This window comes from Pontiella agarivorans, from assembly GCF_034531395.1.
Taxonomy (GTDB): domain Bacteria; phylum Verrucomicrobiota; class Kiritimatiellia; order Kiritimatiellales; family Pontiellaceae; genus Pontiella; species Pontiella agarivorans.
In genome coordinates this window covers 22,452-44,401 of the sequence record NZ_JARVCO010000010.1, presented here as the reverse complement: position 1 = coordinate 44,401, position 21,950 = coordinate 22,452, and the positions used below count along the sequence as shown (strand labels likewise).

General features: G+C 53.4%; 18 protein-coding genes. 9 read left to right on the top strand and 9 right to left on the bottom strand.

Translation table 11 applies throughout. The features are described from left to right. The first annotated feature begins 1 nt into the window (after window position 1). Window positions 2-313 carry an MGMT family protein gene (locus tag P9H32_RS07720; protein ID WP_322608314.1) on the top strand — a complete coding sequence of 104 codons (312 nt, stop codon included), beginning with the start codon at window positions 2-4 and terminating at the stop codon, window positions 311-313. Here P9H32_RS07720 and P9H32_RS07715 read toward each other — a convergent pair. From P9H32_RS07715 to P9H32_RS07700, 4 genes are all read right to left on the bottom strand, one after another. Continuing rightward, window positions 308-1,372, bottom strand: a complete 1,065-nt coding sequence (locus P9H32_RS07715; protein WP_322608313.1) for a LacI family DNA-binding transcriptional regulator — start codon at window positions 1,370-1,372, stop codon at window positions 308-310. The genes P9H32_RS07720 and P9H32_RS07715 overlap by 6 nt on opposite strands. A gap of 83 nt (window positions 1,373-1,455) precedes the next feature. After that, complete coding sequence (locus tag P9H32_RS07710) at window positions 1,456-3,126, bottom strand: solute:sodium symporter family transporter (RefSeq protein ID WP_322608312.1); 1,671 nt, start codon at window positions 3,124-3,126, stop codon at window positions 1,456-1,458. An 85-nt stretch (window positions 3,127-3,211) separates the two neighbouring features. Beyond that, the gene (locus P9H32_RS07705) at window positions 3,212-5,185 is read right to left on the bottom strand and encodes a glycoside hydrolase family 97 protein (protein ID WP_322608311.1); all 1,974 of its coding nucleotides are present in this window, start codon (window positions 5,183-5,185) and stop codon (window positions 3,212-3,214) included. A 75-nt stretch (window positions 5,186-5,260) separates the two neighbouring features. Continuing rightward, window positions 5,261-6,688 carry a carbohydrate porin gene (locus P9H32_RS07700; RefSeq protein WP_322608310.1) on the bottom strand — a complete coding sequence of 476 codons (1,428 nt, stop codon included), beginning with the start codon at window positions 6,686-6,688 and terminating at the stop codon, window positions 5,261-5,263. 317 nt (window positions 6,689-7,005) lie between these two features. Here P9H32_RS07700 and P9H32_RS07695 point away from each other — a divergent pair, with 317 nt between their 5' ends. After that, the gene (locus P9H32_RS07695; protein WP_322608309.1) at window positions 7,006-8,598 is read left to right on the top strand and encodes a PrsW family glutamic-type intramembrane protease; all 1,593 of its coding nucleotides are present in this window, start codon (window positions 7,006-7,008) and stop codon (window positions 8,596-8,598) included. A gap of 91 nt (window positions 8,599-8,689) precedes the next feature. On the opposite strand, the gene P9H32_RS07690 is transcribed toward P9H32_RS07695, so the two are convergent. The 3 genes from P9H32_RS07690 to P9H32_RS07680 all read right to left on the bottom strand — a co-directional run bounded on the left by P9H32_RS07690 (window position 8,690) and on the right by P9H32_RS07680 (window position 12,453). Continuing rightward, window positions 8,690-10,306, bottom strand: coding sequence for an aspartate:alanine exchanger family transporter (locus tag P9H32_RS07690; protein ID WP_322608308.1), 1,617 nt, complete (start codon window positions 10,304-10,306; stop codon window positions 8,690-8,692). 87 nt (window positions 10,307-10,393) lie between these two features. Further along, the gene (gene mdh, locus P9H32_RS07685) at window positions 10,394-11,335 is read right to left on the bottom strand and encodes a malate dehydrogenase (RefSeq protein WP_322608307.1); all 942 of its coding nucleotides are present in this window, start codon (window positions 11,333-11,335) and stop codon (window positions 10,394-10,396) included. Between the two features lie 239 nt (window positions 11,336-11,574). Then, window positions 11,575-12,453, bottom strand: a complete 879-nt coding sequence (locus tag P9H32_RS07680) for a hypothetical protein (protein WP_322608306.1) — start codon at window positions 12,451-12,453, stop codon at window positions 11,575-11,577. Between the two features lie 193 nt (window positions 12,454-12,646). Here P9H32_RS07680 and P9H32_RS07675 point away from each other — a divergent pair, with 193 nt between their 5' ends. The 6 genes from P9H32_RS07675 to P9H32_RS07650 all read left to right on the top strand — a co-directional run bounded on the left by P9H32_RS07675 (window position 12,647) and on the right by P9H32_RS07650 (window position 18,713). Further along, window positions 12,647-12,913, top strand: a complete 267-nt coding sequence (locus tag P9H32_RS07675) for a FeoC-like transcriptional regulator (protein ID WP_322608305.1) — start codon at window positions 12,647-12,649, stop codon at window positions 12,911-12,913. 59 nt (window positions 12,914-12,972) lie between these two features. Beyond that, the gene (locus P9H32_RS07670; protein ID WP_322608304.1) at window positions 12,973-15,198 is read left to right on the top strand and encodes a DUF2339 domain-containing protein; all 2,226 of its coding nucleotides are present in this window, start codon (window positions 12,973-12,975) and stop codon (window positions 15,196-15,198) included. A gap of 157 nt (window positions 15,199-15,355) precedes the next feature. After that, window positions 15,356-16,219: a PA14 domain-containing protein gene (locus tag P9H32_RS07665; protein ID WP_322608303.1), complete on the top strand. Its 864-nt coding sequence runs from the start codon at window positions 15,356-15,358 to the stop codon at window positions 16,217-16,219. A gap of 295 nt (window positions 16,220-16,514) precedes the next feature. Then, window positions 16,515-17,348 carry a hypothetical protein gene (locus P9H32_RS07660; protein WP_322608302.1) on the top strand — a complete coding sequence of 278 codons (834 nt, stop codon included), beginning with the start codon at window positions 16,515-16,517 and terminating at the stop codon, window positions 17,346-17,348. Window positions 17,349-17,896: 548 nt separating this feature from the next. Further along, entirely contained in the window at window positions 17,897-18,247 is a 351-nt protein-coding gene (locus P9H32_RS07655) for a VOC family protein (RefSeq protein ID WP_322608301.1), read from the top strand. 115 nt (window positions 18,248-18,362) lie between these two features. Then, window positions 18,363-18,713 (top strand): VOC family protein, encoded by a 351-nt coding sequence (locus tag P9H32_RS07650; protein WP_322608300.1) that lies wholly within the window; start codon window positions 18,363-18,365, stop codon window positions 18,711-18,713. A gap of 114 nt (window positions 18,714-18,827) precedes the next feature. Here the strand turns inward: P9H32_RS07650 and P9H32_RS07645 are convergent, their stop codons facing one another. Next, window positions 18,828-19,085 (bottom strand): hypothetical protein, encoded by a 258-nt coding sequence (locus tag P9H32_RS07645; RefSeq protein WP_322608299.1) that lies wholly within the window; start codon window positions 19,083-19,085, stop codon window positions 18,828-18,830. Window positions 19,086-19,309: 224 nt separating this feature from the next. Here P9H32_RS07645 and P9H32_RS07640 point away from each other — a divergent pair, with 224 nt between their 5' ends. After that, window positions 19,310-19,738, top strand: coding sequence for a globin domain-containing protein (locus P9H32_RS07640; RefSeq protein WP_322608298.1), 429 nt, complete (start codon window positions 19,310-19,312; stop codon window positions 19,736-19,738). 85 nt (window positions 19,739-19,823) lie between these two features. Here P9H32_RS07640 and P9H32_RS07635 read toward each other — a convergent pair whose 3' ends face one another. Next, window positions 19,824-21,896: a prolyl oligopeptidase family serine peptidase gene (locus P9H32_RS07635; RefSeq protein ID WP_322608297.1), complete on the bottom strand. Its 2,073-nt coding sequence runs from the start codon at window positions 21,894-21,896 to the stop codon at window positions 19,824-19,826. Between the last annotated feature and the right edge of the window lie 54 nt (window positions 21,897-21,950).

Sequence of the window (21,950 nt, the reverse complement as noted above, 5' to 3'; positions counted from 1 at the left end):
CATGCAGCCGTTCACGGAAGAGGTGATTGAGGTGATCCGCGAAATTCCGCGCGGCAGCGTCTGCTCCTATGGCGGGGTTGCGGCACTGGCCGGAAACCCGCGGGCGGCGCGGCAGGTGGTGCGGGTGCTGCACACATATTCAGAGCAGGAAAAGCTGCCCTGGTGGCGGATTGTCAACAGCCGGGGTATGATTGCGCTGAAACCCGGGTTCGGCTATGAAGAGCAGCGTGAACGGCTCGAAGCGGAAGGCATTGTCTTTTCCAACGACCGGATCGATCTCCGCCGTTTCGGCTGGGAGCCGGACGATTTATAAAACCTGTTTCAGTTCGGAAAGCAGAGATTCCAACCGGGCGGCTTTGTCTGCCGGGCTTTCAGCGGGGGCTGTGCTCTGGCGTTCGATCAGTTCAACAGGTACGTCCACTCGGACGGCTTCCTTTTCGGGATCTTTCATGCAGGCAAGTACTTCAGTGACCGCCTGGTGACCGATTTCCAGAAAATTCTGCCGAATCGTAGTCAACGGCGGACAGAAAAATTCGCTGTTTGCCGTGTCGTCAAAACCGATGACCGCCGTCTGGCGGGGGACATCAATCCGGTGTTCGCGGCAGGCGCGCAGCGCACCGAGCGCCATCTGGTCGTTGGCAATCAGCAGCGCATCAAAAGCCTGTCCGCCGGCGATCAGTGCTGAGCCCGCCTGGTAACCGCTGCGGGCCGACCAGTCCCCCGTTTCTTCGGCAATCAGTGTGGCACCGGATTCGTTAATCACGGTAAGCCAGGCTGCCCGCCGTAACCGGGCGGCCGGTGAGTGCTCCGGTCCGTTCAGAAAGGCAAAACGTGTGCGGCCCTGCTGTATCATGAGCTGAGCGGCAATCCGTCCGCCTGCGCTGTGATCGGTCATAACGTGATCAACCTGTGAATCCGGCGGGGCATCAATGAATATAAACGGAAGCGGGGCATGTTTGTGAACGAGCTGTTCCGCCTGTTCACGGGAGACCGGCGCATTGATCAGGACGGCATTCACCTGTTGCGATTTCATGTCCCGGACAGCATTTTCGAGAGCATCGGGTTCATCATCCAGCACAGCGAGTGAAATGGCATATCCGGCTTTTTTACTTTCGTTTCGGATGCCTTCGACGATACGTGAGGCCCCCTGAAAACTGATATCGAGGGTGATGACGCCGAAAACATCGGCTTTTTTTCGCCCCATGAGCTGGGCGCTTTTGTTGGGCACATAGCCGAGTTTGTCGATGGCGGCCTGTACTTTCGCGCGGGTCTTTTCGTTAACATACCCGTTGTTGTTGGTGACGCGCGATACGGTTTGGGTGGAAACGCCGGCGAGTTGGGCAACATCTTTGAAGGTGACTTTGTTTTTCATGTGTTTCCGGTTATCGATTGTGATCTTAAAAATTAATGTTCTGCAGTATAGATCGTGCTGTTTTCGCAAACAAGCGGTTGATGCTATCGCTTTATTTTCCGTAAAACAGCAATGCCGAGGAGGACCAGGCCGAGACCGCCGTAGATTTTGAGCGGCAGTGTGTTTTCTGCGGGCAGGCCGAGGTCTGAAAACAGAAGGTAGGCGCCGCCGACCAGATAGAGAATGATCGCAGTGGCACTGCGGCGGTGTTTCCAGGGGGTGATGTCGACCGCGTGATGGAGCGGAAGTACGTAGTCGGTGCGGCGCGGTTTGATTGCTCCGATGATGAACATCAGAGCGGAACAGCCTGCAAAAAGAAGGCCGAGTTGGTGGAGGAAATGGAGCGGGGTTTTAAAGACAAGCTGCATCAGGGCATAGGACGCAACAAACACGGTCAGGGCAATTTTTGCCGCAACGGCGGGAACGCGTTTTGAGACATAGCCGACAAAGACGATGGTGAAAATCGGAACGCTGAAAAAGCCGGCAACCAGCTGCAGATATTGGAAGAGGCCTTCGGGGGCATACATAATAAAGGGGGCGATGACGGTGGAAATGACCGCAATGATCATGGCAAAAAAACGGCCTTCGTGAACGAGCCGGCGGCCCGTTTTCCCTTTGCCGAACAGCGGTTTATAGACGTTCAGCGCAAAGAGGGTGGAAGAGGAGTTGAGTACGCCGTTGAAGGTGCTGAGCACGGCCCCGAACATGACGGCCGTGAAAAAACCGACAAGCGGCTTCGGCAGTACCGTGTGTACAAGGCGTGTATACATGGAATCCGGATTCCCCGCATCGGGCCCGAAGAGATGAAAGGCAATAACCCCGGGAATTATAAGGAGCAGCGGCGTAAACACCTTGATGCCGCCGGCGAGCAGCACGCCTTTCTGCCCTTCGGCCAGGTTTTTTGCGCCGAGGGCGCGCTGAATAATCGACTGGTCCGTGCCCCAGTAGTAGAGATTTACCAGCAGAAGACCACTGAACAGGGTGGAAAACGGCAGCGGGTCGGTTGCGCTGCCGATGCCCTGCAGTTTTTCGGGGGCGGCGGTGAGCAGGTGGTTGAGGCCTTCGTCAAAGCTGTCGCCGAGGGCCAGAATTCCAAAGACTGGAATCAGCAGGCCGCCAATCAGCAGGCCGATGCTGTTGACGGAGTCGGCAATCACCACGGCTTTGAGGCCGCCGAAGACGGAGTAGAAGAAGCCGAGCAGGCAGATGGCGGCGGAGATGATGGCGAGGGATGTGAATTCGGAAAGGCCGAACATCTGCTGCAGATTGAAAATTTCGTTCAGCACGCGTGCTCCGGCATAGAGGGTGGTGGGCAGGATGTTGATGATGTACTGAAAGAGGAAGAGGGTGGTGACGAAGCGTTTGACCCCGGAGTCGTAGCGGCTTTCGAGAAAATCGGGGATGGTGGTGATGCCCTGTTTGAGATAGCGGGGAACGAGCAGCAGCGCAACAAGGACGAGGGTGATGCCGGAGGTGACTTCCCAGCCCATGACGCTCATGTTGTGGGTGTAGGACTGCGCGCTCATACCGACAAAGCTGATCGCGCCGAGATTGGTCAGAATCAGCGATGCGGCAATCCGGCCTCCGGTCAGGCTGCGCCCGCCCAGAAAATAGCCGTCCTTGGTGTCGCGCCGGCTGCCGCGCATTTTCCAGAGGGTGTACAGCAGGACGAATCCGGTGAAGGCCAGGAAAGAAAGTATGACGGTGGGATTCATTGCCGGGAGATTAGAGTTTTTTTTGTGCGGAATCAAAGCGCCGCCCGGGATGAATTCCGGGCGGCGTTCATGCCGAGGTATTCGGTTATTTCTGTTTAATGATGGCTGCCCAGCCGCCGCCGGGAGCCAGGTGAATGTTCATTTTTTCGCCGGCTTTGATTTTGGTGGAGACCTTTTTGTAATCGGTGGCACGTTTGTCGGCATTGGCTCCGTCCTGCCAGATATCGATGGTGTATTTTCCTTTGGGGAGGAACGAGAAATCAACGTCCAGGTCGCGGGGGGTCCAGTCGGTCATGGCCCCGACATACCAGGTGTCGCCGTTGCGTCGGGCAATGACCACATAGTCGCTGTATTTTGCATCAAGCACGACCGTTTCATCCCACACGCTCGGGACCGGAGCGAGAAATTCCATCACTTCCGGTTCCTTCAGATAGGATGACGGAGCGTCGGCCAGCATCTGCAGCGGGCTTTCGTAAACCACATACATGGCGAACTGATGGGCGCGGGTTCCGAGCGACATCGGGCGGTTCCAGACGGCGTTGTAGTTTTCCTTCTGAGCATTGGCCATGGCGCCGGGCGTGTAATCCACCGGGCCGGCCAGCATGCGGAGAAACGGCATTTCCAGACAGTATTCCGGGTTGGAGAACATGCCTTCCCATTTGTTGTTTTCCAGGCCCCGGACGCCTTCGCGGGTGATGACGTTCGGGTAGGCGCGGCGAAGACCGGCGGGTTTGTAGGAGCCGTGGAAGTCTACGAGCAGTTTGTGTTTTGCGGCTTCCGCAGCGCAGCGGCTGTAGAAATCGACCATCGGCTGGTCGTCGCGCTGCATGAAATCGACCTTGATCCCTTTGGCGCCCCATTTCGCGAAGGCTTCATAGGCGGTGTCCGCATTTTCCTCGAGGGCGGTCCAGGTGACCCACAGAATGATGCCGACGTTTTTCTTTTTTCCGTAGCGAATCAGTTCCTGCACATCGACGGCATCAACCGGATCGAGCAGATCGTTGGTTTTTATGTCGTACCAGCCTTCATCGAGGATGATGTATTCAAGGCCGTACTGTGAAGCGAAGTCGATGTAGTATTTGTAGGTTTCGGTATTGATACCGGCTTTGAAGTCAACCCCTTCGATGTTGTTCATGTTGTACCAGTCCCAGGCGACTTTTCCGGGTTTGATCCAGTCGGTGTTTTCAATCGCCTGCTCCGGGCCGAGCTGATAGACGAGGGTGTTGTTGATGAGTTCCCGATCTTCATCAGTAATCACCATCAGGCGCCATGGAAATGCGCGGCTGCCGGTGGTTCGGGCGATAAAGTTTTCGCGTTCGCCGATTTTGATGTCGCGGTCGGTCGGCTGATAGGTGGTTTTCGGGTAGTGGGGGAAGGTGGAAACGAGTTGGTTTTTTTCAGCCCCTTTAACCAGATAAAATCCCGGATAACTGTCGAGATCGGCTTCGGTGATGGCGACCTTCACTTCGGTTTCGCGGGCGATTTTCAGATTGGGCTCCAGCGTTACCATGGAAGGCAGGCAGGCCATAATATCACCGAGTGCGCTGATGGTGAGGTTGGTGTAGCCGCGTTCATAGTGGGAGAAAAAACCGTCGGAAACCGGGACGGATGCCGGATGATCGCCGGTGAAGTTGTAGACAATTTCCTCGGCTTCCACGAGGACCTCACCGTCGAGTTCGGTGAACAGGCGGTAGGCCACACCGTTGTCGAATGCGCGGAAAATTACCCCGTAGCCGCTCTCAAAGGTCAGTTCGAGTTCGTTGTAGCGGTCGCGGATTTCGGCGCGTTTTTCTTTTACAACCGGTTTGAGGATGCGGTCTTCGCTGCGTTCTTTCTTGTTCGTGACCACTGCGGTTTCGCCATATTTTTTTCCATCGATCGTGATGCTGATCGGCGAGGGCGTGGTGACCATTACCTTGTTATGGCGCACCTGGTAGGCAAGTCCGCCTTCGGTGTAGACTTCAATGGTGTTGTTTCCGCCGGGGGATTGCACGAAATACTGCTGTGCAAGGGTGGAAGCGGCGAGGGCGGTGATCAGTGCTGTAAGGGTTGTTTTCATGGTTTTTCCTCGAGTTGATTTCGTTAAGGTTGCTGTGGATCGGGTTGCTGTTTTCATGGTTTTCCTCCTTTTTGATTACCACCAGATTTCGAACTGGACGCCGGCGGTCAGGCCGGAAGTGTCGTTTCCATAGGGCGCGCTGCCCGGACCGTTTCCGATTTCGCCGCGGAAATCGCCGCTCCACGTGGCATAGGTGACGAACGGGCGCAGAACCGGGCGGGAATAGTATCCCTTTGCCAGGGAAAATTCGGGAGTGAACGTGATCATACTCAGGTTGCCGGCAATGTCTTTCTGGCGGTTGTCGACATAGTCGTTGCTCAGCTGCATCGAAAGGCGGAACTGTTTGGTGACATAATAGATGAACCGGCCGCCGAGGCTGAACCAGAACTCGTCATCGCCGAGGTTCGCGGCAGGGGCCGATCCTTCCTCATACGGTGCGGTGCCGTGGTTCCGGTATTGCAGAATGCTGACGATATTGAGCGCCCAGCTTTCCTGATTATCATAGAGCCAGTTGTTGTTCAGTTCGATGCTGTAGGCCTTATCCAGATCATTTTCCACATAGTCCGGATCGCCGTTGAAGGTGCCGGGATTTTCACGCACCGATGCGCTGTTCCAGTGGTTGATCGGAATATTCGCCCCTTGGCGCACGACCAGCCCGGCCTGGTTGGAAAAATCGCCGTTCAGGTAGTCGAGCCAGGCCGATGCTCCGAAACCGTGTTTGGTTTGATAGCCCAGCTCCTCGTTTTCCATGCGGATGCTGTAGGTGGTGCTGGCATTCAGGTCCCAGCGGTCATTGAGCGGATATTTCACCCAGCGCGCATCGAAGGCATATGTGTGCAGGCGGTTGTGTTCGCCGTTCACGTATGAAATTACATCGTCATCCTTAAAATGAAACAGGGTCAGTTTAAGGTCGTGTTCGCCGGGCTGATGGCCGAGCAGGCCTTCGATGCCGAGGCCCTCGCCGGCCTGACCCGGATTGTTCCACTGGCGATCGAGCATGTGAATTGCCTGCCGCTCGAAAAAACGGCGGCCGATCCAGAGGTCGATTTCGTTTCCGAAAAGGTTGTTGGCGCGGCCGTAGAGCTGCTCGGTCAGGTTATAGGTCATGGAATCGCTGTCAAAAGCCTCCCAGCCGGAAACCATCCAGACCCCTTCGATATTTTTGTTTTTGTCATCGAACAGATACTGCACATAGTCAAATTCCAGCTCGCCGTAGGTGTCGGCCTGATTGCCCAGGCTGTATTTGTTCTGCGGGCCCGGTGCCTGAAAAGCCGCCTGCGTGTTGCCGCCCTTACTGGTGCCGATTCCGGTTCGGAGATATCCGGAAATTCCAAAGGCATAATCGTCATTTTCCTGCATCGGTACGGCTTTCATCGCCGTGGCATCCGGTCCTGATAGCCAGGTGGAAAGCAGCAGCAACGGGAGCATCCGCAGGGGGGATACTGCTTTAAAGTTATCGAAAACAGGTTTTGTAGTCCCTTTATAGCTTGTTGTGTTTGTCATCTGGTCCTCCTTATATGTTCACGAAAACATATAGGAGTGTTTTCGAAAACTGTCAAGGGGTTAGTTTTGTAGGGTCGCCATAAATTCCTCATAGAATGCGAAATACGCCTTGTATAACGGCATTTTAAGGGAATTTATTTTTTTGTATTTTTATTTGATTTGCGTGCGAAAAGGGATCTGATTTTTATTTATAGGTTTGCGAAAACAGTACGGTGATGGGAGAAACAGAACGTGAAAAAAGGACTTTAGGCTCCTGATTTGTTTCCCAAGGATTGGAAACGAAGGTATGTATAACCACAGCTTGAAGAACCGCGGGAATGATGATGAATAAACGGGATCTCTTTCAAAAAACACGCAGCATGCCTTTTCTGGTGAAAAGTTCGGCGTTGCTGGCGATACTGCTGCTGGCGCTGGGGACCGGGATCAGTTTTCTAAATACGCAGCGGCTCGACCGCTATCAGAGTATTTTTTCCTCATCAATGCCCATTGAGCTCTTTGGCGATGCGGTTGACGGGGATCTGATCGATGGGCGGGTGCCGGCGGACAGCGTCATGCAGGCGTTGGTGGAGAGTCTGAAATCGGATGTAGAGTTCCATGTGAAAATGATGGATATCGCCGATCTCTTTTATTATATCGAGCCCGATGCGCCGGTAACGCTTCCCGTTATTGGAAATCTGAATCCTCATCAGCAGGCGATTGCCGAGGCGATGGTGACGGCCTGTTCGGAAGAAAATTTTGAACCGCTGAAGATCCTTGCCGAAAATGCTGCACCGCCGGATGCCAACTTTGCCCTTGCCGTTGCGCTCGAAAATGAAGGTGACAAAGAGGGCGAGATCAGCGCGCTTTACCGTGAAGTGGAGCGGTATAATCCGGACTATGCGCGGGAGCGTATTGTGGATATCTACCTCGATATGCAGAAATACGATATTCTCGATGCGCTGGCGCGCGATGAGGAATATCGCGTTTTTTTCACCGCCTGGGTGTTGCAGGATATTGCGTTGAGCCGACTCGACTGGCCGATGATTTTTAAAACGCTGATACCGGCGGCTTATGAGGATATTCTTCCGGCGACCGTCCTTCTGGCGCTCCTTTCCGGTCTGATCTGGACCACGGTGCTGATCCGGTTCAACGGATCGTTTTCCGAGGTTTGGAAATTTATTCTTCCGGCGCTGGTGCTCGGGGCGGTTTCGGCGCATGCCACGCTGCTGGTGGTATTCTGGCAGGAATATCAAATGGACTTCGGTTTCGGGGAGGGCGTGTACCGTCAACTGCTGTACTGCCTGTCCATCGGATTGAAGGAAGAGGTGCTTAAACTGCTGCTTTTTGTTCCGCTGATTCCGTTCCTTCGGCGGAAAAGCGATCTGGCGGTTTTAACGATTGCCGGGCTGGTGGGCTTGGGTTTTGCCATTGAAGAAAACATTAACTATTTCAGCGCTTCGGCCGGGCTGAGCGCCGTTGCCCGTTTTGCCACCGCCAATTTTCTGCACATTGCATTAACGGCCATGTGCGGCCTGACGCTGACACGTGCGATTTACCAGCGCGGCGAAGACATTCAGTATGCGTTGACCACGCTGGTGCTTGCCGTTGCGGTTCATGGATTTTATGATGCGTTCATGATGGTTCATGCCTTTCAGGATTATTCCTGGCTGACCTACACGGTGTTCATTCTGATGGGTTATCAGTATTTCGGCTGGCTGCGGCATTTGCGCGAGGAGTGGCAGGATCCTTTCAGTATCACGGCCACATTCACTTTCGGGGTCATTACTGTGACCGGGCTCTCTTTTGCGCTGTTTGCCTGGTACACCGGTCCCTATCCCGCCGCGCAGGCGGTTCTGGGGGAAGCGATCGGCATTGCCATCATTCTCATTCTTTTCTATCGCGAAATCCCGGAAACCGTTCACGGCGAATAAATATCCAATGCCCGGAAGAAATAAAAAAAGCGCCCCGGTGTGTCGGGACGCTTTTCCGAAGACTGGAAGATTCCAGCCTTTGGAGGCGGGTTTATCCGGCGCCGATAAATTTGATCAGGATTTTCGAGGCAATGATCATGATAATCAGTGCAACCGGATAGGCCGAAACATAGCTGACCACCGGGATGGTGGAATCGGTTTTTGCGGTAATAGCGCCGAGGGCCGGCGTGGAGGTCATACCGCCGCAGATGCCGCCGAGCGACTGCAGTGCATTCATTTTGAAGAATTTCGTGGCAATCGGCCAGGCCACAATCAGCGGGAGCGATGATACCGCAATACCGAGCAGGAACAGGATCAGCCCGTGTTCTCTCAGTGTCGGCACCAGCAGGGCTCCGCCTTTCACCCCGGCATTGGCCAGGAAGAAAACAAGACCGAGTTCCTGCAGCAGCATGCGGGTGGGGCGCGGAATGAAGCCGACAATCCGGCCGACCTTGCCGAAGTGGCCGAGAATCAATGAAACCAGCAGCGGACCGCCGGCGAGGCCGAGTGTGATCGGTGTGGCGCCGGGAAATCCGATCGGCATCAGGCCGGCAATGATGCCGAGGGTCAGACCGACGGAAAGCGACAGCAGGTCGGTGGCATCAATGGCATTAGAGCGGTGGCCCACTGCGACCGCAAATTCTTTAATATCATCCGCCCGGCCGACGCAGTTCAACCGGTCATGCCGTTCAAGAATGGTATCCGCGTTGGGTACAAATTCGAGGCCGAGGCGGTTGATGTGGGTGACGACCACGCCGTAATTGCGCAACGGCGCTTTGTCGCCGAGTTTCTGGCCGGTGAAGCTCGGGGAGGTTACCACAATGTCCTGCCGCTCATTCTCAGCGTCCTTAAGGACTCTTCGGTCACTTTTCACCCCGATAAATTCGACGGCCATCTTCATTTCGGATTGGCGGCCTACAATCAGGACATGCTGTCCTTCTTCGAATTCGTCTTCGTAGCTCAGGGGGACGAGGCAGTTGTCTTTGAGGACACGGGTCACCTGCACGGCATTAAACTGGGTGACGCCGGATTCAGAAATCTTCGTTCCGTAAAGGTTCGGATTGGTCACTTCAACCAGGACCGTCTGAACCCGGTTTGTATTGGCATTCGGTGAATCATCTTTAATGGCATCCAGGTCGATGCGGAGAATACGCGGAAGAACCTGCACAAAAAGAACAACACCAATCACGCCGAACGGATAGGCAATACCGTAGCCGATCGAAACCGCATCGCCGCCGCCCTGCATGGCGAGTCCTTCAGTCGCGGCCGCCAGTGCCGGTGTGGAGGTCAATGCGCCGGCAAAAATACCGGTGGCCAGTCCGGGCGGAAGGTGAAGCAGGGAGGCGCCGCCATAAGTAACCAGCGCGCCGAGCCCTACAATCAGGACCGCCAGTTTCGCCAGATTCGCCCCTTCGCGGGCCAATGAAGCAAAAAAGCGGTCGCCGGCTCCGATTCCGACGCAGTAGACAAACAGTAAGAGTCCAAGCTTCCCGACGCCGCCGGGAATGGCGTAGCCGAGATGACCGGCCAGCAGAGCGGTGAACAGGACGCCGGAGCTTCCAAGGTTCAGCCCTTTGATTTTTACATTGCCGAGCAACAGCCCGGATGCGATGACCGCAAAAAGTGTGATCAGCGGTTGATCAGTTAACAATTGATGAAAGGCACCCATGCCCTTTTATCCCCCGGTTAATAGTTAATGAAACAATAAAGCCATGCCGCCCGGATCGGGTGGCATGGCACAACTGCAGTGCAGCGATTACGCAGAAAAGTTGTTTTCCACCCACGCGGTCAGTTCTTTGACCGCACTGATGGAAACATCAAACGCCGCTTTTTCAGTTTCGTCGAGCTCGACTTCGATTACTTTTTCAACACCGTTTGCTCCCATGATGACCGGAACGCCGGCATAAAGACCGTCGATGCCGTATTCTCCATTGAGCCGTGCGGCGCAGGTGAGTACCGATTTTTTGTCTTTCAGATAGGCTTCAGCCATTTTAATGGCGGAGATGCCCGGGCTGTAGAAGGCCGAACCGGTTTTCAGGAGGCCGACGATTTCGCCGCCGGATTTCGCCGTGCGGGCCGCGATGGCATTCAGCGTATCCATCGGAAGCAGCTGGGTCACCGGAACACCGCCGGCAGTGGCGTATCGAATGAGCGGAACCATGGTGTCGCCGTGTCCGCCCATCACCATTGCGGTAACATCTTCAGCTGCAACGCCGAGCTCAAGAGCAATCAGAGAGGAGAAGCGCGAACTGTCGAGTACTCCCGCCATGCCGACCACTTTGTTGGCCGGGAAGCCGGTGACCTTCTGCATGGTGTAGACCATCGCGTCGAGCGGATTGGTCACCACGATCACAAAGGCATTCGGAGCCTGTTCCTTGATGTTTTCACCGACGTTTTTAATGATGCCGCAGTTCACTTCCAGCAGGTCGTCGCGGCTCATGCCCGGCTTGCGCGGCAGGCCGGCGGTCACGATCACCACATCGGCATCTTTCATCGCCGCATAATCATTGGAGCCGGTGAGACTTACGGAAGAAGGAATGACCTGTGCGCCATGCGTGATGTCCAGGCTTTTACCTTGCGGAACACCTTCTGCAATATCAATGGTAACCACGTCGCCAAGCTCTTTCTGCGCAGCGAGCAGCGCCATGGTCCCGCCGATCTGTCCGGCGCCTACGAGTGCAATTTTCTTACGTGCCATATCTCTACTCCTTAATCAGTTAGAAATTTATAATCCGCGAAAACTATCACTGCATTTTTTGCCCTACAACAAATTGCAGATAAAAATAATCACCTTTTGGGTCTTCGCAATCGATATAAAAATATGGAATGGGGTATACCGATCGCTCCAAAGCTTGGAAAGCTTAAATCGATATTTTTTTATCGTTAGTGTGCCGCCCGGTTTATCCGACTTTTAAAATCGGGCATAAACAGGTCGGATTATGGGGTTACATATTTTTTCCAGAATCCGGCGGTGCCGTTACCCTCGACCGCGTCTTCGAGAATCCACCAGATTTCCACGGTATCGGAAAAATCGACGCCGCCCGGTTTGATAAAGGACCACTCATGCGGGAATCCTTCGGGATAATAATGGTCGATAATCCGCTCCGCTTCGGTCCAGTAGGCGGCGGCTTTTTTGTTGGAAGAGGCCTTGGCCGATTTCATGAAGGCAGCATTTTTGCTTCGATACTCCGGGGTTGAATAGGCACCGCGGTCGCCCCAGCTCGTTTCATCAAACGGGGCATTACCGTCATCGAGTGCAAAATAGTCGGTCTTGCTCTTTACATAATCCAGGTCGGCCGGGTCGGTCTGATTTTCATTCCATAGGCTGTGCTGCACCACAATAACGCGCTTTTTCACAATGGCTTCATTCATACCCCCGTCGATCAGGGCTTTCACCCAGTCGGCGGTAATGTTCGACTGCCCCGCTTCGGCAACCCAGACTTTTCCGCCTTTTTTAAGTACGGCTTCCGCCCGCGATTTTATCCGCTTAACCGATCCGTCCCAATCCTTGTGGGCATCGGTCCAGCCCTTGTTCTTTTCGCCGAATGCCATGGAAAACAGCGAGGAGGAATCCATGTATTTGCCCTTCTGAATACCGTAGGCGCCGGCCACAGCAAAAACAGTCACATTTTGCCAGTCCGGATGATTCAGCATGCAGCCTGCCGCCGCCTGGGCATGCAGATCGTCCGGATCCGGTTTGCTGTCATATTGTGCAATCAGCAGGTCTTTATCGGGCTCAAAGGCGGGGCGTGCGGTCGCATGAACCGTAATGGCCATCGTGAAAAAGAACGTTGCGATTCTCTGAATCTTCATCATCTACACTCCTGTATTGCATGGGCTTCATCGCGCAATAAAACACTATAGTTCCCCGGCGATGATTGAAAAGCCCTGCTTTTTGAGATTGTGTTTAAACAGCCCGCAATACGGCAGAAAAAGCTCGTGTGCAGGAGAGCGCAGGGGTACATAACATCCAACGGCTGGAGGAGAGACCAACCGGAGAAAAACAAAAATGCTCGATCAGATTATGGATGTTCTCACGCCCCGCCGCATGATGTCGGTCGGGAATCTGGCCTCCTCGTTGGAGATGGAAGCCGCAGCGCTGCAGCCGCGGCTGGACCAGCTCGAAGCCGGCGGCCGCATTCGATATGCACTCTCGAAATGCGCGGGATCCTGCTCCACCTGTTCCGGCTGCGGCGATTCAGACGAACCGGCGGAACCGGTCGTCGACGAAACCGCCATTGTGATTTCGCTCGAACTGCGCCAGGAAGAAGACTGATCCCGCATTGACCTGAGCCCCGGTTCCCCGATAATGCCCCTTTTGCAAAGGGGATCATCATGGAAGGACTCATCGTACTTGCTGTATTCGGCGTTGTTTTCGCACCGATCATCATTTCTATCATCGCACTCGTCAAAGTTTCCAGTCTTCGGAACGAGCTGGATGCGCTGAAGCGCAAACTCAGAAATCAATCGGTTGAGCAGATTCAGCCGCCGCAAACCCGCTCAATCTCTTCCGCTCCGCTTTCTGTTCCGGAAAAGTCCCGCCCGGCGGTAAAACCGAAACCGGCCGCTCCGGCGCCCCGTCCGGCCGCTTCCGCCGAATCCCCAGCGGAGATCAGACCGGTCGCGGCAAAACCCACCGCTCCGAAACCGGGCATCGAATTCCTCATGGGCGGCCGCGCCGCCGCTTTCATCGGAATCGCCATTCTGGTCATCGGCATTGCGCTGCTCGTCGGCTATGCCATCCAGCACGCATGGCTCGGGCCCGGCGCCCGCGTTTTATTCGGTCTGACGGCCGGTCTGGTGCTGGTCGGAGCCGGATACGGCGTCAGCCGGATGGACGAAAAATATACCATTTTTTCGCGCGTTTTAACGGGAGGCGGAAGCGCCCTGTTTTATTTCACCGTATTTTCCGCCTTTGCCTTCTATCAGTTAATCGGTGCCGTCACCGCCGGTGCGGGGCTCTTCATTGCCGCCGCCGCTGTGTTCGGGCTGGCGATGTTTTATGCCTCTCAGGCTGTGGCGGTGCTTGGCGTGCTGGGAGCCTTCGTTACGCCGATTCTGATCGGAGGCGATCTTGATGCCGGTGTTTTTCCGCTCGTCTATGTTGCGCTGATCAATGTACCCGTCATTCTGCTCGGTCTGCGGCGAAAATGGCAGTGGCTGTACAATCTGGCGTTTGGCTTTACCGTCATTCACTCGCTGATCTGGATGGATCGGCTCAGCGCTGCCGACTTTATTCCCGGGCTGCTCTTTTTCACGGTGCTCTATCTCCAGTTTGCCGCCCTCGGTCTGCTGAAGCTGCGGCACGAACAGGCCGTACACGGGCGAACCGCGGACCTGGTCCGGCTGGTGCTGCTCTCCGTTTTCCTGCTCGGCATGACGTATTGGCTTTTTTCAGAAACCGGCAAAAGCGGCTGCGGAATCGCTTTTGCCCTGTTCGGGCTGCTGCAATTCGGGGTGGCAGCGCTTTCGCACAACATACTCACGCGGTTTTCCGGCGAAGCCACGGCCTTTGTTTCCGGCGGTATTTTTGCCCTCGCCATGGCGCTGCCGGTGCAGTTCGACGGCGAATGGGTATCGCTCGGCTGGGGGATTCAGGGCGCGGTGCTCGCCGGATTCGCTCTGCGCGTAAAATCACGCACGCTGCAGGCGGGGGCCTTTTTTCTCGGCCTGACCGGCATCTTTAAAGTGATGGTGCTGGATTTCGAATCCTACGCCGAGCCGCCGCACCTTTTCCTGAACGCCCGGTTTGCCGTAGGCCTGGTTTCCGCCGGACTGCTGGCGCTGCAGGGAAAATTTGCGGCGCGCCTGACGGATGAAAATGAGCCCGATCCCTGGATTGATGCCGCGTGGCTCATCGGTGCGATATCGGCGGTTCTCTTTTTCTTCACGGATATTTTCTGGACGGCCGGGATGGATCATCCGGCCAGCTGGCTGCTTACATCGGCTGTTTTACTGGCCGCCGGAACGCTGCTGGCACTGTACGGCCCGCAGCGTCCGTCCACCCTGTGGCTCGGAACCGTTCTGCTTCTTATGGTTCCGCTTAAAATGCTATTGATCGATGCCTTCCTTGCGGTGGAAAATTTTGCCCTCGAACCGGAACCCTTTCTCAACCGCTATATCTGGCTGCAGCTCATTCTGCTTGCGCTGGTTGCCGGCTCCATACAGCCCCTACTCAAAAAACGGCACGGTCCGATGCTCGAAACCCTCTCCGCCTTGCCATGGATCATGAATCTTGCGCCGCTCGCCTCCGCCCTCGGCCTGCTCAGCCTGGAGATCAGCCGGGTCAAAACCGACTGGGCCGCCATGGGGATTACCATCCTCTGGGCCCTCAGTGCACTGGCACTCATTCTCTACGGCATGAAACGCCGCAGTGCACCGCACCGCTATTTCGGCCTCATTCTCTTCGGTCTCGCCTCCCTCAAAGTGCTGCTGATCGACTCCTCCGAACTCGACGGCCTCCAGCGCATCGGAGCCTTCATCGGCACCGGTCTGCTCCTGCTCATCCTCGCCTTCGCCTATCAGAAAGCCTCCGCCTTTTTCCAATCCCTGGAAGAATAAGGCCGGAAACAAAAGCTGCTGTTGCGATAAAACAGGGCACCGTTGTACGTCTATTTATCAAGTCTTTAGGCCGTGTGAAGCATTGCATACACCGCCCGTTCATGTAAAACAGGGTCGTTGTACGACATCTATCCGGTAATGCGGTCAACGGGAGGGCATGAAAATGAAGATCGGTAATCCAGCCCGAAATGCGGGCGGAAAATCAGCTGTTTTTTTGGTGCGGACTTTTATCCAAACAGGGGCTGTGCTGCTGGCATCGGCAACACTTTCCACCCGGGGCGCGGAGGGGTTGGTGGGTCATTACTATTCCGGGTACAACGTCGTGAGCAATCGCATTGTTTTCGAGGGACTGCCGCTGGTGAGTACTCAGACCAATACCGTCTTCGATTTCTGGAACGGGAGCCGGTATCATGACTGGAATCCCATTGGCAGCGGCTATTACACCGTGCATTGGAGCGGCTATCTCCATATCACCGAAAGCGGAACCTACGGTTTCGGGACCATTTCCGATGATGGATCGGAAATCTGGATCGACGGACGCATGGTGGTGGATAATAACGAAGAGCAGTGGTACGACTGGCAGGAAGCCTACTGCTATCTGGGAGCCGGCTATCACACCATCGAAATTACCCTGTATGAAGCAGAGAGCTACAGCGGGATTGAAGTCTGGTGGCTTCAGCCCTCGCAGGGGATGTCCGAGCTGCCCTATACGGGTGAAACCTTTCATTCGACACCTCCGGTTTTCAACAGCAATACACTTTGGGAAATCCTGTCCGCTCCGGCGATCAGCACCGAAGCCCCGTTCGTCAATCCGTATTTGATGATCCACCCCGGCGCATCAACCCATACGGCCGCACTGACCTGGCCGGGATTCACCAACGTGGACTACTATCTTGAGTCCTCGACCACACTGACCAACTGGACGGGCGTGGGCGGTGCAATTCCGGGGATCAGCGGAATCATGACCCAAACGGTGAATCAGGCGCAGCCCCATACATTTTTCCGCCTTCGCCTGGAATAAACATCAGGGCTTTCGGACGAAGTCCGAATAGCCTGCGGGAAGCGGGGGTACGGCGGGAATGCCGGTTTTTTTGCTTCCTTTTTCCTCTTTTTGGGAAAAGTAAATGCGCCGCAAAAAGATTTTTTAAAGCCAAGTCTTTTAAGTTGTTATGGGCATGCTCTACACTGCAGTCCATAAATTGACGGAACCGGTTATCGGGGATATACAGCGCGGGCCGCTGAATGCATACATCGATGCAGCGTATACTCATACATCGCATCCGTTTAACAGACTGTTCGATAAAAGGGAGAAAGAAATGAAAATAAAATTCATGATATTCACTCTGTTACTTCTTGGAACTACCTATGCCCAACCAGGTGAGATTTCTCATTTCGAATTTAATCAAGCCTCCAACACTGTATTGCTTACATGGGAAAACAGCTCCAATGCCTTTTATGAGATGCAATCATCAACAAATCTGATGTCAGGATTGTGGGGACAGGAAGGAGGGGGGACCAATGTCCTCGGAATTAATCCGACCAACAGTTATATTTTACCTGCGGATGATCATCCTCATGCCTTCTTTCGTCTCATTACCCGCAAAAATTCATCATACTATTCTTCCTCCGATGTTATTGCACTAAGAGCTAATACCAATCTCCTTGCTTCGGAATGGCCCCATGGCTACCCCGGAGACCAGTTGTTTGTCTGGGACCAGAATACTTCTTTATATAATGTCTATGGATATAGTGCTCAGCATGCTTGGTTAGGAAGCACTGACATCACCAATAACCAATCGTTTTTCTATCTCCCTGCCAAAGTAGAGATCCCTCATGAATTCAGCTCCTATGCATACGCCAAGGATTGGCGACTGACTTCTCCAGGAGATCTTCCTGTTACAGGCAACGTACTTATTGAATGGTCTGCATTTGACAGCCACGGCACCCCTAGCAATCCCGTTCCGGACATTCCCGTTATAGACGTTACTATAAGAAACTCAGATTACGTTATAGTGACCAACTGGCACCTTGATGCACCGGTCGGATCATCCGTGATATGGGAAAGCAATGGAAATCCGGATGGCTACTACCTTATAGATCTTCAATATTTGGAAACCATAGAAAAACAAGTCTACCTATACTCTCAATAAGAAAACTATAAAACGGCATCGAACCAGCCATCTGCGGTTGTCCGTTAACGCAAAAATTGACTTTCGACAGGCCCGTTCAGCCTAATGACATCAGGCCGCAATGGCGCTAAATTAGGCGTACATCACCCTCTTTACGGGGCAGGCCGGCGGCCTGCGATACCCACCTGTACCGCAGACGGCTCGTCTGCACTCCCGAAGGGAAAGTTCATTCGAGTATTCTTAACGTAGGGCTATTCCGAACCGTCCCTTTTTCCGGTCTGATTCACCCCGCCCGATTCAGATCGGTGTAAACTTTTCCGGATATAACAAACGTTTTTTATTTTGTTAAAAGCCCATATGAATACGCTTTATACTTTATGTGCATCGATACCTATGGTTAGTTTTTACACGGCGTTTTCTTTGTGGTGTTTATTAATTAACTATTGGGTGAGTCCTCTGTCGGGGGGACTCCCGGGGCGCCGCTTAATTTAAAAGAAAGAAGACCGCAACTGAATCAGCTTCAGCTATAAGGTCTATAGCGCAAAATCATATGCCCTGAGGCTCGCTTAATGAAAATAAAACGAATAGTTTCAAATATCGCAGCATCAAACCCAAATGATGCCAAGATATTCTACGAGTCTATCTTCGATCTTGAGCTTGTCATGAATCACGGATGGATTAAAACCTATAGCTCAGGTGAAGAAATGACTACACAGATCAATGTGGCATCTGAGGGGGGCTCAGGGACTCCTGTACCAGATTTGTCCATTGAAGTTGATGAACTAGATACAGTATTAGAAAGAGTTAAGGCTAAAAATATTAAAATTGAATACGGTCCAGTGTCAGAACCTTGGGGTGTTCGTAGGTTTTACGTTCGTGATCCGTTCGGGAAACTAATCAATGTTCTTCAGCATGAATAGCCCCCAACAATTACGCTATAACAAAGCCATTAAATTCGCTCCCTACGGTCACCGGACGTTCGCAAGCTCGCGCCGTTAGGCTCAATTGGATATATAAATTCAACAAGAATGAATTATGAAAAAGCATGAAAAAATAAATTATGTTGAGTTCCCGGCAAAAGATATAGAGAAAACAAAAGCATTCTTTATTGAGGCATTTGGGTGGTCATTTGTAGATTATGGACCAGAGTATGTTGCGTTTACTGATGAAGGGTTAGACGGTGGGTTTTTCAAATCAGAATTAATTTCTTCCACGAAACAAGGTAGTGCTCTTATTGTTTTGTACAGTGAAAAATTAGAAGCCACTCAATCAAAAATAGAAAAAGCTGGAGGGGAAATTGTAAAACCAATATTTGCATTTCCGGGAGGTCGAAGATTCCATTTTACAGACCCGAATGGCAACGAATATGCAGTATGGTCGGAGTAATCAGAAACAATAAGAAAGCCTAACCAGCCATCTGAGATGAATGGCACTAAGTTAAGCCGTTTTGCACGATATTTCTCCCTATGTGGTTATCTTTTTCATTTGGTGTTATGGTACTTAATAACTGAAAGGGTTTCGGTCTGCGCTTGATACATTGCGGTTCACTTCGCCCAGGCCTGAGAGGCTTTTCTCTTTCAGCGCCCGTTGTTCACGAGCAGGCTTTTCAGCTTCACCCCTGCTCTTTTTGCCCAAAGTATGTATATGGAAGCCTTCAAAAAAAGGAGTCTGGATTTGCATCCGGAAGTTTATCAGAACACCCTGATTTTGAGGATGTTCAGGTAGTGCATCTCGTCGTAGGGGATCTGTTTTTTCCATTTGGTCCTCCTATGTCGGCTGATCGTATTAGTTGGAGGATCTCTTATTCAAATGTGCGAAACTATTTGTACGTTATCGATTATGTTCCACGATCATGGAATATGTATTTTTGAACCCGCGTCTGGATGAAAATAAATCGCTGTATTCAGGCCCGCAGTTTCTGAGCCGGTGCCGAAAATCCGGATAGAGTACGCTGAATTTATACAATGGAACAGAGGATGACGATGGATCGACCGATATACACGCCAGCCGGCGGCATTCCGCAGGGACCGGCACCGAGCCGGGAGATTTATGATTTAATGGGGGATGAGCATGTCTATGGATTACTCGAGGATTTCTATGGGGAGCTCGAAAAATCTTCAATACGACATATGTTCCCCTCGAACATGAAAGAAGCGGCTCAAAGAAGTGCCGATTTTTTCGTCAGTCTGTTTGGCGGACCACCCCGCTATGCGGAAAAATACGGCCCGCCCCGCATGCGGGCCCGCCATATCCCTTTCAGAATTGATGAAGAAGCGCGACACGTGTGGTTGGCATGCTTCAACACGGTCTTGGATCGCGCCGTTGAGCAGCACAACTTTCCCGCACAACATCTTGAAGATTTCCGGATCTGGCTCGATGGATTTTCTGGCTGGATGGTAAACACGAAATAGCCTGCCCCAAACGGGCAGCAGTTCCGTGGGAAACCATTGTAGAGCGGGAAGGGTTTGCTTTACTCAACCGTTCCCGCCCTGCAACCTACTTCGACAGCATCTTCAGCAGGTAGACATAGCTGATGGCGGTCGATTGGGCGCGCTGTTCGTTGGTGACGCCGGCGCCGTGGCCGCCCTCGGTGTTTTCGAAGTAGAAAACGGGGTGGCCCATGGATTTCATTTTTGCGGCCATTTTGCGGGCGTGGCCCGGATGGACCCGATCGTCGCGTGTGGTGGTTTTGAAGAAGACTTTCGGATATTTCCGATCCTTGTACAACTTCTGGTAGGGCGAATATTTTTTGATGTAGGCCCATTCATCGGGATTGTCGGGATCGCCGTATTCCGCCATCCAGCTGGCCCCGGCGAGCAGTTTGTGATAGCGCTTCATATCGAGCAGGGGTACTTCGCAGATGACGGCGCGGAAAAGGTCGGGCCGCTGCATGGTGACGGCCCCGACGAGGAGTCCGCCGTTGCTGCCGCCCTGAATGCCAAGGGTTTCCGGCGAGGCATAGCCGTGTTTGATCAGGTCCTCGGAGACGGCGATAAAATCGTCGTAGGATTTCTGCTTGTTTTCTTTCCGGGCGGCGTCGTGCCAGGCCGGGCCGAATTCGCCGCCGCCGCGAATATTCGCCACCGCAAACGCACCGCCGTTGGCCAGCCAGGTGGACCCCATGACCGGGGAATAGAACGGACGCAGCGAAACTTCAAATCCGCCGTAACCGTAGAGCAGGGTCGGGGTGGTTCCATCCATTTTTCCAGCCTTTGGAAAAACGACGGAATATGGAATTTTGGTCCCGTCTTTGGAAACCGCTTCATGCAGTTTGACTTCGAATCCGGAGGGATCAAAAAATTCCGGCATACTTTTCATTTTAACGATTTCGGATCCCGGCTTTTCCGAAAAGTAGAGCGCGCGTGCCCGCAGAGCGCTTTCGTGGGTGAAGAAAAAGCGGTCGGAATAATCGTCGGCCGAAACCACGGAAAGCGTGCCGAATTCCGGTGCATCGATTTTTTCCGCCGCCCATTTTCCATTGCTGAACGTATGGCGCTCAAATTCATCGAAACGGCCGCCTTTGAAGATCCGGACAATCAGCTGGTTTTCCGTGGAGGAGACATCGCCGAGGCTGTCCTTTTCCGAGGGCTGGAAAAGGATGGAAGCCGCATGTTTTCCCTTCAGCAGGGCCTCGTAATCCAGTGCAACCAGCGATCCCGCCGCAACGGTTTTTCCCGCGACGTTCCACTCTTTTTTCGGGGTTACCAGCAGATGATTTTTAAAGATGCCGCTGAGGTCGGCGGTCAGCGGAATATCGAGCGGGATCAGTTTCCCGTTTTCATAGGCGCGGTATTCCGATTCATAAAATGAAATTCCCCGGTAAACCATCACATAGTTCCGCTCTGCGGTCCGCTGCACATAGGCCCCGACGCTGACGTCGGAGGTTTCCCCTTCAAAGATCAGTTCCGCTTCACTCAGCGGGGTGCCGCGTTTCCACTTTTTCACCTGGCGCGGATAGCCGGACGACGTCAGGGAACCTTCGCCGAAATCGGTGCCGACCAGCAGGGTGTCGCGGTCCAGCCAGCTGACGCGTGTTTTGGCTTCATCGAGTTTAAAGCCGTTTTCAATGAAGGCTTTTTTATGCATATCAAATTCGCGCACCACAACGGCATCTCCGCCGCCGCGCGACAGTTTAACCAGCGCAACGTCAAAGTCCGGGGCCAGCACATCAACGCCCTTGTAGGACCATTTTTCGTTTTCTTTTTCGGCCAGTTCGGCGACGTCGAGCATCACTTCCCACTCAGGATTTTTCTTTGCATATTCGGTCGGCGTGGTGCGCCGCCAGACGCCGCGCGGGTATTCGGCGTCCTGCCAGAAATTATAAAAATGACTGCCGCGGATTCCGGGATAGGCGATACGCTCCTGCGAGTTCAGAATTTCCAGCGTCTTTTCATAGACCGCGTTATATTTCGGATAGTTGGTCAGCACATTGAGGGTGTCAGCATTCTGCTGCTCCACCCACGCCATTGCTTTTTCGCTGTCGACCTCTTCCAGCCATTGGAAAGGGTCATTCTGTGCCATTGCAGCCATCGTCATGATCAATAGTCCCGTTGTCAGTTGTTTCATCATTATTCAGATCCTTTGGAAAATAGGTTATGCGTTGCGCCTGCTGAAAAAGGCCGT